The following is a 14,691-nucleotide window of genomic DNA, read 5'->3' on the forward strand; positions in this document are numbered from 1 at the left end:
CGTTCAGCCCGCCTGCGGGCCGTTGAGGTCTATGGCGACGAGGCTGGCGAGGCTGGCCCGCAGCGCGGCCGAAGCCTCGGCGCCGAAGCGGGCATCGAACTCCGCCTGCGCCGCCTGCCAGAGCGGCCGCGCGACGGCGAGGCGGCGCTGCCCGGCCTCGGTCAGGACCAGGGCCCGGCAGCGGCGGTCCGCCGGATCGGCGGCGATGGCGAGCAGCCCGTCGCGCTCGAGCGGGCGCAGGTTCCGCCCCAGCGTCGTGCGGTCCATCACCAGATCCCCGGCGAGGTCGTTGATGGTGCTCGGCCCGAGATGGCGGAGGCGGGCGAGGATGGAGAATTGCGGCGTGGTCAGCCCGCTCGCCGCGAGCCGGGCATCGTAGAACTGGGTCACGTGCCGCGCCGCCTTGCGGATGGCGAGGCAGCTGCAGGGATCCGGGGCGCGCGCGGGCATCGGCCGAGAATACACGTATATGCACCTAATTCAAGCCGGCGCATCGGGACGGCGCTTGCGCTGGGGCGGCCGCGACGCATATCGGCAGCGATGCCGCCCGATCCCCACCGCCGCCCGGTCCTGATCGGGTCCGAGATCTACCGCCGCTCCTCCTATGGCCCGAAGCACCCGCTCTCCATCCCGCGGGTCTCGACCGCGCTCGACCTCATCGAGGCCATGGGCTGGCTGCCGCCGGAGGGCTGGCTGCCCGCCCCGATGGCGGCGCCGGCCGAGCTCGCCCGCTTCCACCACCCCGACTACATCGCCGCCCTGCAGCGGGCCGAGGCGACGCAGCAGGCCGATCCCGCCGACCGCGAGCGCTTCCATATCGGCGCCCATGGCAACCCGGTCTACCGCGAGGTCTTCTCCCGCCCGGCGACCAGCGCCGGCGGCTGCATGCTGGCGGCGCGGCTGACCGTGGCGGGCGGGATCGCCTACTGCCCGGGCGGCGGCACGCATCACGGCCGGCCGGACCGGGCGAGCGGCTTCTGCTTCCTGAACGACGTCGTCCTCGCGCTGCTCGCCTGGCTCGACCAGGGGATCGACAACATCCTGTACGTCGACATCGACGCGCATCACGGCGACGGCGTGCAGGATGCCTTCCACGACGATCCACGCGTCTTCACGCTCAGCATCCATGAGGGCGGGCGCTGGCCCTTCACCGGCGCCGCGACCGACCGCGCCGGCGGCCATGCGCGCAACCTGCCGGTGCCGGCCGGCTTCAACGACAGCGAGATGCTGTGGCTGCTGCATCAGGCCATCCTGCCGATCGCGCGGCGCCTGCGGCCGCAGGCCATCATGCTCCAATGCGGCGCCGACGCGCTGGAGGAGGACCCGCTCTCGCGCCTGGCCCTGTCCAACAACGCGCATTGGGGCATGGTGCGGGCGCTGCTCGGCGCGGCGCCGCGCCTCGTCGTGCTGGGCGGCGGCGGCTACAATCCCTGGTCGGTCGGGCGCTGCTGGGCCGGCATCTGGGCGGTGCTGAACGGCATCGAGATCCCGGCGCGCGCGACGCCGGCGGCCGAGCGCGTGCTGCGGGCGCTGACCTACTCGCGGGCGGCCGGACGCAACCCGCCGGCGCACTGGTTCACCACCCTGCGCGACCCGCCGCGGCCGGGCGTGGTGCGCGCCGAGGTGCAGCGCGTGGCGGCCGCGGCGCTGCGCGACCTGCCGGCGCCAAGGAAGGATATGGGGGCGGGCGTGGCGACCGCCTGATCCGCGGCGGAACCGGCGGGCCGCCGGGCGGTTGCGGGCAGGGCGGCGGACCGGCGCCGCCGCAGGAGGTGCCCATGAGCCTCGTCATCGCGCTCGCCGCGCTCGGCTTCCTGATGCTCGTCGCCTATCGCGGCTACAGCGTCATCCTCTTCGCGCCGGTCGCCGCGCTCGGCGCGGTGCTGCTCACCGATCCGGCGGCGGTGCTGCCGGTCTATACCGGCCTCTTCATGGAGAAGATGGTCGGCTTCGTGAAGCTCTACTTCCCGGCCTTCATGCTCGGCGCCGTCTTCGGCAAGCTGATCGAGCTCTCCGGCTTCTCGCGCGCGATCGTCGCCGCCGTCATCGGCCTCGCGGGGCGGGAACGGGCGATCCTCGCCATCGTCCTGGTCTGCAACCTGCTCACCTATGGCGGGGTCTCGCTCTTCGTCGTGGTCTTCGCGGTCTATCCCTTCGCCGCCGAGGCCTTCCGTCAGGCGGACATCCCGAAGCGCCTGATCCCCGGCACCATCGCCCTCGGCGCCTTCAGCTACACGATGGATGCGCTGCCGGGGACGCCGCAGATCCAGAACATCATCCCGAGCACCTTCTTCCAGACCGATGCCTGGGCCGCGCCGCTGCTTGGCCTGGCGGGCGCTGGCTTCATCTTCACCCTCGGCATCGCCTATCTCTCCTGGCGGATCCGCCAAGCGGCGGCGCGCGGCGAGGGCTATGGCAGCGGCCATGCCAACGAGCCAGAACGGGCCACCGACGAGCGCCCGGTGCATCCCGCCATCGCCGTCGCGCCGCTCGTCGTGGTCTTCCTGCTCAACCTGGCCTTCACGCGGCTGGTGCCCGTGCTCTATGGGCCGAGCCATGTGACCGAACTCGCCGGGCTGGAGCAGCCGATCACCACCGCCGTGCCGGCGGTGGCGGCGATCTGGGCGGTGCAGCTGGCGCTGCTCTGCGGCATCCTGACGGTGCTGGCGCTCGGCTGGCGGGGCATCGCCGGCCGCTTCGCCGAGGGCAGCCGCGCGGCCGTCGCCGGCGCGCTGCTCGCCAGCCTGAACACCGCCTCGGAATACGGCTTCGGCGCGGTGATCGCGGCGCTGCCCGGTTTCCTGGTGATCCGCGAGGCGCTCGCCGCCATTCCCAATCCGCTGGTGAACACGGCGGTGGCAGTGACGGCGCTCGCCGGCATCACCGGCTCGGCGAGTGGCGGCATGAGCATCGCGCTCGCCGCCATGGCCGAGCAGTTCAAAGCCGCGGCGAGCGCGGCCGGCATCCCCTTCGAGGTGCTGCATCGCGTCGCGGCGATGGCGAGCGGCGGCATGGACACGCTGCCGCACAATGGCGCGGTGATCACCCTGCTCGCCGTCACCGGGCTGACGCACCGGCAGAGCTATGGCGACATCTTCGCGGTCACGGCGCTGAAGACCGCGGCGGTGTTCTTCGTCATCGCGCTCTACTACCTCACCGGCCTCGTCTGAGCAGTACGGCGGCCCCCGCAGCCGCTGCGTTCATGTCTGGCCCGATCCTCCACCACGCCTCCTCGCATCGATCAGGCGACGACGCGTCTGGCAGTGAGCATTTCAGGTTGGGCTCGAGCACCGTGGATACGCACAGGGATTCCCGAACTTGCGCGACGGATGTTCTCTCACCCGGTCGTTACGTTATCGCGTCGGCGTGTTTCACGGACCGCGCAACAGTGACGAAACGGCAGCATTCCGCCTCCCGACCGCGTCATGTGGCGTGCGGGAAGGAGGCCAATGCGACAAGGAGTCGGGCGACGCGCATTCGCGCGCGGCGCGGGAGCAGGCGCGTCCCTGCTGCTCGCGGGATGCATTCCCGGCGGCCTGCCGGATCTGGGCGGGCCGGAGGTCCAGGTCGAGCGCGACATCGCCTATGCGCCGCGCGCGGAAGCGCTGCTCGACGCCTACCACCCGGTGGCGGCGACGGAGCCCCTGCCGGTCATCGTCTACTTCCATGGCGGCGGCTGGCAGGTCGGGCGGAAGGACGAGCTGCAGGACATGCTCTTCGCCCGCCGGCTGGCGGCGCGCGGCGCGGTGGTGATCTCGGCGAATTACCGGCTGGCGCCGGAAGCCTGCTATCCGAACTTCCTCGAGGACGGCGCCGGTGCCGCCGTCTGGGCGCATCGCAACGCGGCGCGGCTCGGCGGCGATCCGGCGCGGATCTACTTCGCCGGCCATTCCGCCGGCGCCTACAACGCGGTCAAGCTCGCGGTCGACCGGAACCACGTCGCCTCGGTCGGCCTGCCGCGCGACGCGGTGCAGGGCGCCATCGGCATCGCCGGCCTCTTCACCGAGCGCTGCATGGACTGGCCGCTGCTCAACGCGGTCTTCCCGCCGAATGTGCGTGCGGTGGCGCCGGCGACGCGGCAGCTCGGCCCGGACACGCCGCCGCTGCTGCTGCTCGCCGGCAGCCTCGATTTCGTGGTGCCGCCGCGCGAGACGCGGCTGCTCGCCGAAGCGGCGCGCGCGGCGGGCACGCCGGTCAAGGCCATCGTCTATCCCGGCTTCGGGCATCTCGATCTGCTCGCCTCGGCGCCCTGGCTGCCGAGCGCGGCACCGGTGCTGCGCGACATCTCACGCTTCATCGGCGCGCAACCGCTTCCGGCGGAGCAGGCCGGCACGGGGCAGCCGCGGCGCACCTGACCACGGCGCGAGGCGGCTGCGGGGCGGTCAGTGATGCGGCAGGTCGAGGATGCAGCGGACGAAATCCGCCGGCGCCTCCTGCGGCAGGTTGTGGCCGATGCGCGGCAGGACCCGGCGTTCATAGGGACCGCTGAAGAAGTGGGCATGGCCGGCGGAATCCGCCGCCGGCCCGACGCCGTCCGCGCCGCCATGCGGGGCGATGGTCGGCACGATGATCGGCGGCCGTGCCGCGAGCGCGACCTCGAGCGGCTCGAGCGACGGGTCGCCCGGCGCATAGCCGAAGCGGTGCCGGTAGGATTGGATCACCACATCGACGAAATCGGGATTGTCGAAGGCGGCGGCGCTGGCGGCGAAGGTCGCCTCGTCGAACTGCCATTCCGGCGACCACAGGCGCCAGAGCAGCCGGGCGATGCCGGCGCGGTTGGCCTGCAGCCCGGCCCGGCCGCGCTCGGTGTGGAAGTAGTACTGGTACCAATAGCGGTGCTCCTGCTCCGGCGTGGCCGGATGCACGGAGGCGGCGATGTCCTGGATGTTGTAGCCGGTGCAGCTCACCAGCCCGGCGCAGCGGGCCGGCCAGAGCGCCGCGACGATGCAGGCGGCGCGCCCGCCCCAGTCATAGCCCGCGAGCACCGCCTGCGGGATGGAGAGCGCGTCGAGCAGGTCGAGCAGGTCCTTACCGAGCGCCGCCTGCTGGCCCGAGCGCGGCGTCTCGGCGGCGAGGAAGCGCGTCGGGCCGTAGCCGCGCAGATAGGGAACGATCACCCGCCGTCCGGCGGCGACGAGCAGCGGCACCGCCGCGTCATAGCCCCGCGGCGCGTAGGGAAAGCCGTGCAGCAGCACCACCGGCGTCCCCTCTGGCGGGCCATGCTCCTCATAGGCGATCTCGAGGGTCGGGGTCCGGACGGTGCGGAGATGGCTCATGCCGGCGAGGATGCGCGCCGCGCCGCCCGGAAGGGAAGGGGCGTTGGCCGCCCCAGGGGCGGATGGCATGCTCGCTGGATGAACAGACGCTCCCTTCTGGCCGGCGCCGCCCTGCTGGCGGCGCAGCTCGCCCTCCCGGGCATCGCCCCGGCGCAGACCGGCCCGCAACCGAAGCTGCCGGAGGAGCCGCTGGTCATCGTCACCCGGGACGGGGTGCGCCATAAATTCAAGGTGGAGATGGCGCTGACGCCGGAGCAGCAGACGGTCGGGCTGATGTTCCGCCCAAGCGTCGGCCCGGATGAGGGCATGCTTTTCGACTGGGGCGTGCCGCGGGAATCGGCGATGTGGATGCGCAACACCATCGCCCCGCTCGACATGGTCTTCATCGCCGCCGATGGCCGGATCCACCGCATCGCCGAGCGCACCGTGCCGCAATCCCTGGCGACCATCGAGAGCCGGGGGCCGGTCCGGGCGACGCTCGAGCTCGCGGCCGGCACGGCGGAGCGGCTGGGGCTGCGGGTGGGCGACCAGGTGCAGCAGCGGATCTTCGGCAACGCTCCTTGACCGCGCCTGGAATGGGGCCGGGGAAGCGGGTCCCGAGGGGCGATCCGCCGGCTGCCCATTGCCCCGGAGCCCCGACGCCCATAGGGTGCGCGCCGCGCGGGGTGTGGCGCAGCCTGGTAGCGCGCCTGTTTTGGGTACAGGAGGTCGTGGGTTCGAATCCCGCCGCCCCGAGTCTTGCAACGAGGAACACCATGCCCGGCCCGTCCCAGATCGCCCGCATCTTCGTGCCGCCCCGCAGTGCCATGCAGTCGGGCAAGGGCCGCACCCAGGACTGGGTGCTGGAATTCGCGCCCGGCGAGCGGCAGAACCTCGACCCGCTGATGGGCTGGGCCGGCTCGGGCGACACGCGCGGCCAGGTCCGGCTGCGCTTCCCCACCCGCGAGGAGGCCGTCGCCTATGCCGAGGCGAACGGCCTGCGCTATGAGGTGGAGGAGCCGAAGCCGGTCCGGATCAAGGCCAAGGTCTATGCCGACAACTTCCGCTACGGCCGGACCGAGAACTGGACCCACTGAGGCTGGCCCGGCCGGCCCGGCACCAAGCGCCCGTAGCTCAGCTGGATAGAGCACGCGCCTTCTAAGCGTGGGGTCGCAGGTTCAAGTCCTGCCGGGCGCGCCATCCGCCGGTCCTGCCGGCCTGGGTCAGCCGCGGACGATGCTGCGGATCGCGAAGCTCGACTGGATGCGCGCCACGCCGGGAAGGCGGGAGAGCACCTCCTTGTGGATGCGCTCGTAATCCGCCGCGTCGCGCGCCTCGACCCGCAGCAGGTAGTCCGACATCCCGGTCATCAGGTAGCACTCGCGCACCTCCGGACAGCGGCGAACCGCCGTCTCGAAGCCCTGCATGCTGGCATCTGTCTGCCGCTCGAGGGTGATCTGGACGATCACCACCACGCCCTCGCGCGGCGCCGCCTCCTCGATGATCGCCGTATAGCCGCGGATCACGCCCCGGTGCTCCAGCAGCCGCAGCCGCCTGAGGCAGGCCGAGGGCGAGAGCCCGACCGCCTCGGCCAGGGCGGCATTGCTCATCCGCCCGTCCGCCCGCAACTGGCGGAGGATGGCGCGGTCGGTATCGTCCAGCGCGTGCATCGAATTATCTGCGAATCCGTCGTCGATCATGCGGCACATGGCGTGCCGGCGGCAGAGGATTCGGCGCATCGGCGTGAAATTTGCTGACCCTCCCGATAGTCTTTGCGGCGAACCAACGGAGGCGGCGATGCGGGTCCTGGTCCTGGGCAGCGGCGTGGTCGGCGTGACGAGCGCTTGGTACCTGGCGAAGGCCGGGCACGAGGTGACGGTGCTGGACCGCCAGCCCGCCGCCGGCATGGAGACCAGCTTCGCCAATGCGGGCCAGGTCTCGCCGGGCTATTCCGCCCCTTGGGCCGGGCCGGGCATCCCCATCAAGGCGCTGAAATGGCTGATGATGCGCCACCGGCCCTTCGTGCTATGGCCGCAGCTCGACCACGGGCTCTATCGCTGGCTCGGCCAGATGCTCGCCAACTGCACCGAGGCGGCCTACGGCACCAACAAGTCCCGCATGGTGCGCCTCGCCGAATACAGCCGCGACGTGCTACGGGACCTGCGCGCCGAGACCGGCATCGCCTATGACGAGCGCAGCAGGGGCACGCTGCAGCTCTTCCGCACCCAGAAGCAGCTCGATGCCGTCGGCGGCGACACCGCGGTGCTCGATGCCTATCACGTGCCCTACGAGGTGCTGGACGCGGCAGGCTGCATCGGCGCCGAGCCGGCGCTCGGCCTGGTGCCCGGCAAGTTCGTCGGCGGCCTGCGCCTGCCAGGGGACGAGACCGGCGATGCGCATCTCTTCACCCAGCGACTCGCCGCCATGGCCGCCGCCCGCGGCGTCGTCTTCCGCCAGGGCGTCACGGTGCGGGCGCTCGAGCGCGAAGGGGACCGCATCACCGGCGTCGCCACCGACCGGGGCCGGGTGACCGCGGATGCCTATGTCGTCGCCATGGGCAGCTATTCGCCGGCGCTGCTGCGGCCGCTGCAGGTGGCGGTGCCGGTCTATCCGGTGAAGGGCTACTCGCTCACCCTGCCGGTGACCGAGGAGGCCGGCGCGCCGGTCTCGACCGTGATGGACGAGACCTACAAGGTGGCGATCACCCGGCTCGGCGACCGCATCCGGGTCGGCGGCACCGCCGAGCTCGCCGGCTTCTCGCTGCGGCTGCGCAAGCCGCGACGTGAGACGCTCGCCTATTCCGTCGGCGACCTCTTCCCGCGCGGCGGCGACATCGCGAAGGCCAGCTTCTGGACCGGGCTGCGGCCGATGACGCCGGACGGCACGCCGGTGGTGGGGCCGACCCGCTACCGCAACCTGCATCTCAATACCGGCCATGGCACGCTCGGCTGGACCATGGCCTGCGGCAGCGGCCGCCTGCTCGCCGACCTGATGACCGGCCGCGCGCCGGAGATCGCCGCCGACGACCTCGCCCTCTCGCGCTACGCCGTCGCCTGAGGGCCGCCGGTCCGCTTGACCTTCCCCGGCGGCACGGCAAGCCTCGCCGGCCGCAGGGGAGACAGGCGATGGAATACCGCACGCTCGGCCGCAGCGGCCTCTCGGTCAGCCGCTACTGCCTCGGCACCATGATGTTCGGCGGCCCGACCGATGCCGCGACCAGCGAGCGCCTCATCGCCCGCGCGGCCGAAGCCGGGATCAACGTCCTCGACACCGCGGATGGCTACAATGCCGGCCGCTCGGAGGAGGTGGTCGGCGCCGCCATCGCCGGCAACCGCCATGCCTGGGTGCTGGCGACCAAAATCGCCAACCGCGTGGGGAAGGGGCCGAACGAGGGCGGCCTCTCCCGCAAATGGGTGATGCAGGGCACCGAGGCCTGCCTGCGCCGCCTCGGCACCGAGTTCATCGACATCCTCTACCTGCACAAGGAGGACCATGCGACGCCGCTGGAGGTGACGGTGCGGGCGCTCGGGGACCTGGTGCGGGCCGGGAAGATCCGGCATTTCGGCGTCTCCAACTACCGCTCCTGGCGGATCGCCGAGATCTGCCGGCTCTGCGACGGGCTGGGCATCGACCGGCCGGTGGTCTCGCAGCCCTATTACAACGCCATGAACCGCCAGCCGGAGGTCGAGCAGATCCCCGCCGCGGCGCATTACGGGCTCGGCGTCGTGCCCTATTCGCCGCTGGCCCGCGGCGTGCTGACGGCGAAGTACCGCCCCGGCGAGGCGCCGGAGCCGGGCAGCCGCGCCGGCCGCCAGGACCGCCGGATGCTGGAGACCGAGCTGCGGCCGGAATCGCTCGCGATCGCGCAGCGCATCCGCGACCATGCCGCGGCGAAGGGCGGCTCGGCGGCGCATCTCGCCATCGCCTGGGTGCTGAACAACCGCCTGGTCACGGGCTGCATCCTCGGCCCGCGCACCGAGCAGCATCTGGAGGACTACCTCGCGGCGCTCGACTACCGCTTCACGGCCGAGGACGAGGCGCTGATCGACAGCCTGGTCGCGCCCGGCCACCCCTCGACGCCCGGCTACAACGATCCGCAATACCCGATCGAGGGCCGGGTGCCGGTCGTCGGCTGAGCCGTCAGGCGGGCTGCAGGTCGCCCATCACGGTCGGAATCAGCTCGGAGACGGTGGGGTGGATATGCACCGCCCGCTGCATGACCGGGGCTGGCGCGCCGGCATGGGCGAGGTCGAGCAGGCCATGGATCGCCTCGTCGCCCTCCACGCCGAGGATGGCGGCGCCGAGGATGCGGTGGGTCTGCGCATCGACCACGATCTTGATGAAGCCCTGGGTCTCGCCCTTCTCGACGGCGCGGTTCACCCGCGTCATCGGCCGCCGCCCGACCAGCAGCCGGTGCCCGGCGGCGCGCGCCTCGGTCTCGGTCTCGGTCATGCCGAAGCGGCCGAGCGGCGGGTCGGTGAAGAGGGCGTAGCAGGGCAGCCGGTCGGTGACCCGGCGCCGCTCGCCATCGAGCAGGTTGGCGGCGACGATCTCGTAATCGTTGTAGGCGGTATGGGTGAAGGCGCCGCGGCCGTTGCAGTCGCCGAGCGCCCAGATGCCGGGCTGGCTGGTCTCCAGCGCGTCGTCGACCGTGATGTAGCCGCGCGCGTCCCGGGCGATGCCGGCGGCTTCCAGGCCGAGATCGTCGGTATTGGGTCGCCGGCCGGTCGCCAGCAGCAGGTGCGAGGCCTGGATCTCCGGGACGCCCTCGATGCGGACCGCCACCGCCTCGCCGGCGGGCGCCAGGGCGAGCCCCTTGGCGCCGCAATGGACGGTCACGCCCTCCGCCTCGAGCAGCGCCTGCACCGCCGCCGAGACCTCCTCGTCCTCGCGCGGGATCAGCCGCGGCGCCAGTTCCACCACCGTCACCATGGCGCCGAAGCGGCGGAAGATCTGGGCGAATTCCAGCCCGATATAACTGCCGCCGATGATCGCCAGATGCCGGGGCAGGGCATCGAGGCGGAGCAGGTCGCTGTTGCTGAGCCAGCGCACGGTCTCGAGGCCCGGGATCGGCGGCGCCGCGGCGCGCCCGCCGACATCGAGGAAGATCCAGGGCGCGGTCAGCGTCTGGTCATCGACCGCGACGCGGTGCGGGCCGGTGAAGCGGGCATGGCCGTGCAGGAAGGCGATGTTCTCGGTCGTGGCGAGGGACTGCGCCAGGCCGTCGCGCGAGCGGGCGACGATCCCCTCCATCCGCGCGCGGACCCGCGGCCAGTCGATGCCGACCTCGCCGGCGAGCACCACGCCGTATTCCGCCGCCCGCCGGGCGAGCTGCGCCACCCGGGCGCTCGCCACCAGGGTCTTGGTCGGGGTGCAGCCGGTGTTGACGCAGGTGCCGCCGGCCTTGTTCCGCTCGATCATGGCGACGCGCCGGCCGCTGGCCGCGAGGCGGAAGGCGAGGGAGGGTCCGGCCTGCCCGGCCCCGATCACGATCGCGTCGTACTCCGCCATGTCCCGCTCCCGCCCAGATGCCGCCGGAGGGAACGCCGGGGCCGCATCCCGGCTCGGCCCGTCCAGTGGCCGGTCATGCCATGGTGATGGCGGCCCTCCCGGACCGCCGGCCGCGTCAGGGCGCGCTGAGGCCGGCGCAGAGGAAGGGCACGATCTCGGTGACCGCCCGGTCGAAGTCGCCGCTGTCGCAGGCGCCGTCCGACATCATCTCCAGCCGCCCGGTGCGCAGCAGCGTGTAGCGATAGGCGCCCATCATGAAATAGACCCGCCAGCACAGCACCTGCCGGTCGAGATGCGGCAGCACGCGGGCGAACTCGCCGAGATAGTCGAGCGTCGTCTCGTCGTAGACGGCGCTCAGCACCTCCTTCGAGATGTCGTCCGGCTCGGTGTGCAGCCGCGCATGCATGCGCATGGTGGCCCGCCCCTCCGGCGTCTGGCCATTCAGCATGAAGGGCGTCACGAAGCTGCGGACCAGCTCCTCGAGCGGGATCGGCCCGCCGCCTCGCCCCGCTCGCGCCTCGGCAAGGGCGCGCCGGCGCGCCTCGGTCACCTGGCTGGCGCCCCGCAGATAGGCCGCCTTGAACAGGTCGCGCTTGGCGCCGAAGTGGTAATGGAGCTGGGCGAGGTTCACCCCCGCCCGCTGGGCGATCGCCCGGGTAGAAGTGGCGGCATAGCCCTGTTCGGAGAAGAGCGACTGGGCAACGTCGAGGATGCGGTCGCGCACGCTGGCGGTGGCCTCCGCAGCGGGCCTGGTTTGCTCTGTTACCGTCATTCTCGATCCGTCCATGGCCGCGTCGATGCCTCGTCCCCGCAGTCCCTATAGCGTGCTGCCGCCTGCTTGACACGGACGGGCCCGCTCGTCGAGATTTGGTCGGGCGACCGAACATCGTGGCCCCAGCATCGCGGAAGGACGGCCAATGAGCGCAGCCTTGGAGATGGACGGCCTCTCGCCGATCCGGGTCGGCACCGATCCCGTGGCCCGGGCCCGATCCATCGCCGCCCGCATCGAGGCGGATTCGGCCCGCATCGAATCCGACAAGGCGCTGACGCCCGAGGTGCTGGACGCCCTGCACGGCGCCGCCCTGTTCCGGACCCTTCTGCCGCGCGCCTACAATGGCGAGGAGGTACGGCCCGCCACCTTCTTCCGCATGGAGGAGGCGATCGCCGCCGCCGACGGCTCGACGGCCTGGTGCCTCGGCCAGGCCTCGGGCTGCTCCTTCGCCGCGGCCTATATGGCGCCCGAGGCGGCCTGGGAGGTCTGGGGCGACCCTCGCGCGGTGCTTGCCTGGGGCTTCGGCACCGGCACCGCCCATGCCGTGCCTGGCGGCTACCGCGTCTCCGGCACCTGGGGCTTTGCCAGCGGCAACCGGCATGCGAGCTGGATGGGCGGGCATTGCCGCCTCGTCGAGCCGGACGGCTCCATCCGCCGCAACCCCGATGGCAGCGAGGCCGAGCGCACGATGCTGGTGCGGCGCGAGGCGGTGCGCTTCCACGATGTCTGGAACGTCGTCGGCCTACGCGGCACCAACAGCGACACCTACAGCTTCGACGAGCTCTTCGTGCCGGAGGCCTTCAGCGTCTGCCGCGACAGCGATGCCGAGCGCCGGATCGACTCGCCGCTCTACAAGTTCACCACCACCAACCTCTATGCCGCGGGCTTCGCCGGCGTCTCCATGGGCATCGCCCGCGGCATGCTGGATGCCTTCACCAGCATGGCGCGGACCAAGACCGGTGCCGCCATGACGCGGCCGATGCGGGAGAGCGAGGTGATCCAGAACGGCATCGCGCAATGCGAGGCGAAGCTGCGCTCGGCCGGCGCCTGGCTGGTCGAGGTGCTGGAGGAGGCATGGGAGGTGGCGCGCAGCCGCGGCCACATCACCATGCAGGAGCGGGCCATGGTCCGCCTCGCCACCACCTCGGCCATCCACCGCGCCAAGGAGGTGGCCGAATGGGCCTATCACGAGGCGGGGGCGAGCGCGATCATGGTCGGCGGCCCCTTCGAGCGCCGGATGCGCGACATCCATGCCTCGGCGCAGCAGGTGCAGGGCCGGACCGCGCATCTCGAGATGTGCGGCCAGCATTTCCTGGGGATGAACCCGTCCGGCCGCTTCTTCTGACCGCCGCCTGGTACCGGTGCCCCTCGGTCGCCGGGCGCAAGCCTCCGGTTTGCTTGGCTTCGCAGCATACGCTGCGGGCCCCGTTCGGGACCTCGGACCGGTCAAGCGACCGGTCCGTTCGTATGGGAGAGGACTCGCGACATGCCGCTGGAAGGCCTGAACCACTACACGATCCGCCCGGTGGACCTGGAGCGGACCAGGGAGTTCTATGTCGACGTGCTGGGGCTCGAGGTCGGCTACCGGCCGCCGCTGTCCTTCCCGGGCTACTGGCTCTATGTCGGCGACAACCCGACCGTGCACCTGATCGGCCCGCGCAGCGATGACGGCCATCCGGCGGCGCGCGAGGCGGGGCCGACCGGGCTGCTCGACCACATCGCCTTCTCCTGCACCGGGCTTGCCGAGATGAAGCAGCGCCTGGCGCAGCGCGGCATCGCGCATGAGGTGCGGGTGATCCCGCGCGACCGGCAGACCCAGCTCTTCATCCGCGACCCGGACGGCGTCGCGGTCGAGCTGAACTACCCGCCGGCCGAGACGCCCGCCGCCTGACCGGCGCCGCCCGAGCGGCGCCCATCTGGCGCGATCCCGCCCCTTGGGCGATGATGCGGGCAAGACCGAGGCGATAACGGGAAGCGTCCATGAGCCAGGCTTGGCACGAGATCGTGCTGGAGGTGCTGAAGGCGAACGAGATTCGCCTCATCCCCTATGTGCCGGACAACGTCCTGAAGCCGCTCATCGCCGCCATCCATGCCGATCCCTTCTTCACGGCCTTCACCACGGCGCGGGAGGAGGAGGCGGTGGGCATCGTGGCCGGCGGGGCGATGGCCGGCATGCGCGGCATGGTGCTGATGCAGACTAGCGGCTTCGCCACGCTGGCCAATGTGCTGGCCAGCCTGCCCTGCGCCTTCCAGATCCCGGTGCTGCTGATGATCAGCGAGCGCGGCACGCTCGGCGAGTTCAATCTCGGCCAGGCGGCGGTCTGGCGCACCATGCGGCCGACCCTCGAGGCGCTGGCCATGCCGCATCAGGTGATCACGCGGCTCGATGAATGTGGCTTCATCGCCGACCGGGTGATCAGGCAGGCGCTGATGACGCAGCAGCCGGCGGCGCTGGTCCTCTCGCCGCTGCTGACCGGCGCCAAGGCCTCGCCGGTAAAGGCGGGGAGCTGAGCCATGGCGACCACGGCGCACAATGCCAAGCGGCTGCACCGCTTCGATGCGACGAAGCGGCTGGTGGCGCGGCTGCAGCGCGAGGAAGCCGTCATCGGCGGCATCGGCCACAGCAATTTCGACCTCTGGGCCGCCGGGCACAGGCCGCAGAATTTCTACATGCTGGGCAGCATGGGCCTCGCCGTGCCGATCGCGCTCGGCGTCGCGCTGGCGCAGCCGCAGCGCCGGGTCTTCGCGCTGGAGGGCGACGGCTCGCTGCTCATGCAACTCGGCTGCTTGGCGACGGTCGCGACCCTGCGCCCGGCCAACCTCGCCATCCTGGTGATGGACAACGGCACCTACCAGATCACCGGCGGCCAGGCGACGCCGGCGGCGGGCGGCGCGGATTACGTCGCCATCGCCCGCGGCTGCGGCATCGCGGGCGCCGCCTGGGCGGCCGACGAGGCGGATCTGGAACGGCTGATCGACAACGCCCTGGCCACCGACGGGCCGCATCTGATCGGCCTGAAGCTCGACGACCAGGGGCCGGCGGCGCAGACCGAGCGTGACCCGCCGCAGATCCGGGACCGCTTCATGCGCGGCCTCGGCACCAAGACCAGCAAGCTGCCCGGCTGAGCCGGGCCAGCGGAGGAGAGGAGGACG

At 71.9% G+C, this 14,691-nt stretch carries 16 protein-coding genes and 2 tRNA genes; 13 read left to right on the forward strand and 5 right to left on the reverse strand.

All coding sequences use genetic code 11. The features are described from left to right. Nucleotides 1-3: 3 nt before the first annotated feature. Nucleotides 4-450: a MarR family winged helix-turn-helix transcriptional regulator gene (locus tag HJG45_RS23185; RefSeq protein WP_171615555.1), complete on the reverse strand. Its 447-nt coding sequence runs from the start codon at nucleotides 448-450 to the stop codon at nucleotides 4-6. Nucleotides 451-540: 90 nt separating this feature from the next. Between HJG45_RS23185 and HJG45_RS23190 the strand changes: the two genes are divergently transcribed. The 3 genes from HJG45_RS23190 to HJG45_RS23200 all read left to right on the forward strand — a co-directional run bounded on the left by HJG45_RS23190 (nucleotide 541) and on the right by HJG45_RS23200 (nucleotide 4,355). Then, nucleotides 541-1,704 carry an acetoin utilization protein AcuC gene (locus tag HJG45_RS23190; RefSeq protein ID WP_171615557.1) on the forward strand — a complete coding sequence of 388 codons (1,164 nt, stop codon included), beginning with the start codon at nucleotides 541-543 and terminating at the stop codon, nucleotides 1,702-1,704. Nucleotides 1,705-1,778: 74 nt separating this feature from the next. Continuing rightward, on the forward strand, nucleotides 1,779-3,170 hold the full coding sequence (locus HJG45_RS23195) for a GntP family permease (protein WP_171615559.1): 1,392 nt from the start codon (nucleotides 1,779-1,781) through the stop codon (nucleotides 3,168-3,170). 279 nt (nucleotides 3,171-3,449) lie between these two features. Next, on the forward strand, nucleotides 3,450-4,355 hold the full coding sequence (locus HJG45_RS23200) for an alpha/beta hydrolase (protein ID WP_171615560.1): 906 nt from the start codon (nucleotides 3,450-3,452) through the stop codon (nucleotides 4,353-4,355). A gap of 27 nt (nucleotides 4,356-4,382) precedes the next feature. On the opposite strand, the gene HJG45_RS23205 is transcribed toward HJG45_RS23200, so the two are convergent. Next, a complete protein-coding gene (locus tag HJG45_RS23205) occupies nucleotides 4,383-5,276 on the reverse strand; it encodes an alpha/beta fold hydrolase (RefSeq protein ID WP_171615562.1) in 894 nt (297 codons plus the stop codon). Nucleotides 5,277-5,354: 78 nt separating this feature from the next. Between HJG45_RS23205 and HJG45_RS23210 the strand changes: the two genes are divergently transcribed. The 4 genes from HJG45_RS23210 (at nucleotide 5,355) to HJG45_RS23225 (ending at nucleotide 6,455) form a co-directional block, all read left to right on the forward strand. Next, nucleotides 5,355-5,840: a DUF192 domain-containing protein gene (locus tag HJG45_RS23210; protein WP_171615564.1), complete on the forward strand. Its 486-nt coding sequence runs from the start codon at nucleotides 5,355-5,357 to the stop codon at nucleotides 5,838-5,840. A 97-nt stretch (nucleotides 5,841-5,937) separates the two neighbouring features. Continuing rightward, nucleotides 5,938-6,011: transfer RNA gene (locus tag HJG45_RS23215), tRNA-Pro, on the forward strand. Between the two features lie 20 nt (nucleotides 6,012-6,031). Beyond that, complete coding sequence (locus HJG45_RS23220) at nucleotides 6,032-6,352, forward strand: ETC complex I subunit (protein ID WP_171615566.1); 321 nt, start codon at nucleotides 6,032-6,034, stop codon at nucleotides 6,350-6,352. Between the two features lie 26 nt (nucleotides 6,353-6,378). Further along, nucleotides 6,379-6,455, forward strand: a tRNA-Arg gene (locus HJG45_RS23225). 23 nt (nucleotides 6,456-6,478) lie between these two features. On the opposite strand, the gene HJG45_RS23230 is transcribed toward HJG45_RS23225, so the two are convergent. Then, nucleotides 6,479-6,925, reverse strand: coding sequence for an Lrp/AsnC family transcriptional regulator (locus HJG45_RS23230; RefSeq protein WP_171615738.1), 447 nt, complete (start codon nucleotides 6,923-6,925; stop codon nucleotides 6,479-6,481). Between the two features lie 127 nt (nucleotides 6,926-7,052). Here HJG45_RS23230 and HJG45_RS23235 point away from each other — a divergent pair, with 127 nt between their 5' ends. Then, nucleotides 7,053-8,312 (forward strand): D-amino acid dehydrogenase, encoded by a 1,260-nt coding sequence (locus HJG45_RS23235; RefSeq protein WP_171615572.1) that lies wholly within the window; start codon nucleotides 7,053-7,055, stop codon nucleotides 8,310-8,312. Between the two features lie 68 nt (nucleotides 8,313-8,380). Next, entirely contained in the window at nucleotides 8,381-9,391 is a 1,011-nt protein-coding gene (locus tag HJG45_RS23240; RefSeq protein WP_171615574.1) for an aldo/keto reductase, read from the forward strand. A 4-nt stretch (nucleotides 9,392-9,395) separates the two neighbouring features. Here the strand turns inward: HJG45_RS23240 and HJG45_RS23245 are convergent, their stop codons facing one another. Both HJG45_RS23245 and HJG45_RS23250 read right to left on the reverse strand, forming a co-directional pair. Beyond that, nucleotides 9,396-10,766: an FAD-containing oxidoreductase gene (locus HJG45_RS23245; RefSeq protein WP_171615576.1), complete on the reverse strand. Its 1,371-nt coding sequence runs from the start codon at nucleotides 10,764-10,766 to the stop codon at nucleotides 9,396-9,398. A gap of 115 nt (nucleotides 10,767-10,881) precedes the next feature. Further along, nucleotides 10,882-11,490, reverse strand: coding sequence for a TetR/AcrR family transcriptional regulator (locus HJG45_RS23250; protein ID WP_171615578.1), 609 nt, complete (start codon nucleotides 11,488-11,490; stop codon nucleotides 10,882-10,884). Nucleotides 11,491-11,683: 193 nt separating this feature from the next. Between HJG45_RS23250 and HJG45_RS23255 the strand changes: the two genes are divergently transcribed. The 4 genes from HJG45_RS23255 to HJG45_RS23270 all read left to right on the forward strand — a co-directional run bounded on the left by HJG45_RS23255 (nucleotide 11,684) and on the right by HJG45_RS23270 (nucleotide 14,664). Further along, nucleotides 11,684-12,883 (forward strand): acyl-CoA dehydrogenase family protein, encoded by a 1,200-nt coding sequence (locus HJG45_RS23255; protein ID WP_171615580.1) that lies wholly within the window; start codon nucleotides 11,684-11,686, stop codon nucleotides 12,881-12,883. Between the two features lie 141 nt (nucleotides 12,884-13,024). Next, entirely contained in the window at nucleotides 13,025-13,429 is a 405-nt protein-coding gene (locus tag HJG45_RS23260; protein ID WP_171615582.1) for a VOC family protein, read from the forward strand. A gap of 89 nt (nucleotides 13,430-13,518) precedes the next feature. Beyond that, the gene (locus tag HJG45_RS23265) at nucleotides 13,519-14,049 is read left to right on the forward strand and encodes a thiamine pyrophosphate-binding protein (protein WP_171615584.1); all 531 of its coding nucleotides are present in this window, start codon (nucleotides 13,519-13,521) and stop codon (nucleotides 14,047-14,049) included. A gap of 3 nt (nucleotides 14,050-14,052) precedes the next feature. Beyond that, the gene (locus tag HJG45_RS23270) at nucleotides 14,053-14,664 is read left to right on the forward strand and encodes a thiamine pyrophosphate-dependent enzyme (RefSeq protein ID WP_171615586.1); all 612 of its coding nucleotides are present in this window, start codon (nucleotides 14,053-14,055) and stop codon (nucleotides 14,662-14,664) included. The last annotated feature ends 27 nt before the right edge of the window (nucleotides 14,665-14,691 follow it).

Source organism: Roseicella sp. DB1501 (assembly GCF_013112485.1).
In the GTDB taxonomy this organism is placed as follows: Bacteria; Pseudomonadota; Alphaproteobacteria; order Acetobacterales; family Acetobacteraceae; genus Paracraurococcus.

Bases quoted from the DNA above. Each gene is read 5' to 3' on its own strand.
- HJG45_RS23185 (WP_171615555.1), bottom strand. From the start codon at position 450: ATGCCCGCGCGCGCCCCGGATCCCTGCAGCTGCCTCGCCATCCGCAAG.
- HJG45_RS23190 (WP_171615557.1), top strand. From the start codon at position 541: ATGCCGCCCGATCCCCACCGCCGCCCGGTCCTGATCGGGTCCGAGATC.
- HJG45_RS23195 (WP_171615559.1), top strand. From the start codon at position 1,779: ATGAGCCTCGTCATCGCGCTCGCCGCGCTCGGCTTCCTGATGCTCGTC.
- HJG45_RS23200 (WP_171615560.1), top strand. From the start codon at position 3,450: ATGCGACAAGGAGTCGGGCGACGCGCATTCGCGCGCGGCGCGGGAGCA.
- HJG45_RS23205 (WP_171615562.1), bottom strand. From the start codon at position 5,276: ATGAGCCATCTCCGCACCGTCCGGACCCCGACCCTCGAGATCGCCTAT.
- HJG45_RS23210 (WP_171615564.1), top strand. From the start codon at position 5,355: ATGAACAGACGCTCCCTTCTGGCCGGCGCCGCCCTGCTGGCGGCGCAG.
- HJG45_RS23220 (WP_171615566.1), top strand. From the start codon at position 6,032: ATGCCCGGCCCGTCCCAGATCGCCCGCATCTTCGTGCCGCCCCGCAGT.
- HJG45_RS23230 (WP_171615738.1), bottom strand. From the start codon at position 6,925: ATGCACGCGCTGGACGATACCGACCGCGCCATCCTCCGCCAGTTGCGG.
- HJG45_RS23235 (WP_171615572.1), top strand. From the start codon at position 7,053: ATGCGGGTCCTGGTCCTGGGCAGCGGCGTGGTCGGCGTGACGAGCGCT.
- HJG45_RS23240 (WP_171615574.1), top strand. From the start codon at position 8,381: ATGGAATACCGCACGCTCGGCCGCAGCGGCCTCTCGGTCAGCCGCTAC.
- HJG45_RS23245 (WP_171615576.1), bottom strand. From the start codon at position 10,766: ATGGCGGAGTACGACGCGATCGTGATCGGGGCCGGGCAGGCCGGACCC.
- HJG45_RS23255 (WP_171615580.1), top strand. From the start codon at position 11,684: ATGAGCGCAGCCTTGGAGATGGACGGCCTCTCGCCGATCCGGGTCGGC.
- HJG45_RS23260 (WP_171615582.1), top strand. From the start codon at position 13,025: ATGCCGCTGGAAGGCCTGAACCACTACACGATCCGCCCGGTGGACCTG.
- HJG45_RS23265 (WP_171615584.1), top strand. From the start codon at position 13,519: ATGAGCCAGGCTTGGCACGAGATCGTGCTGGAGGTGCTGAAGGCGAAC.
- HJG45_RS23270 (WP_171615586.1), top strand. From the start codon at position 14,053: ATGGCGACCACGGCGCACAATGCCAAGCGGCTGCACCGCTTCGATGCG.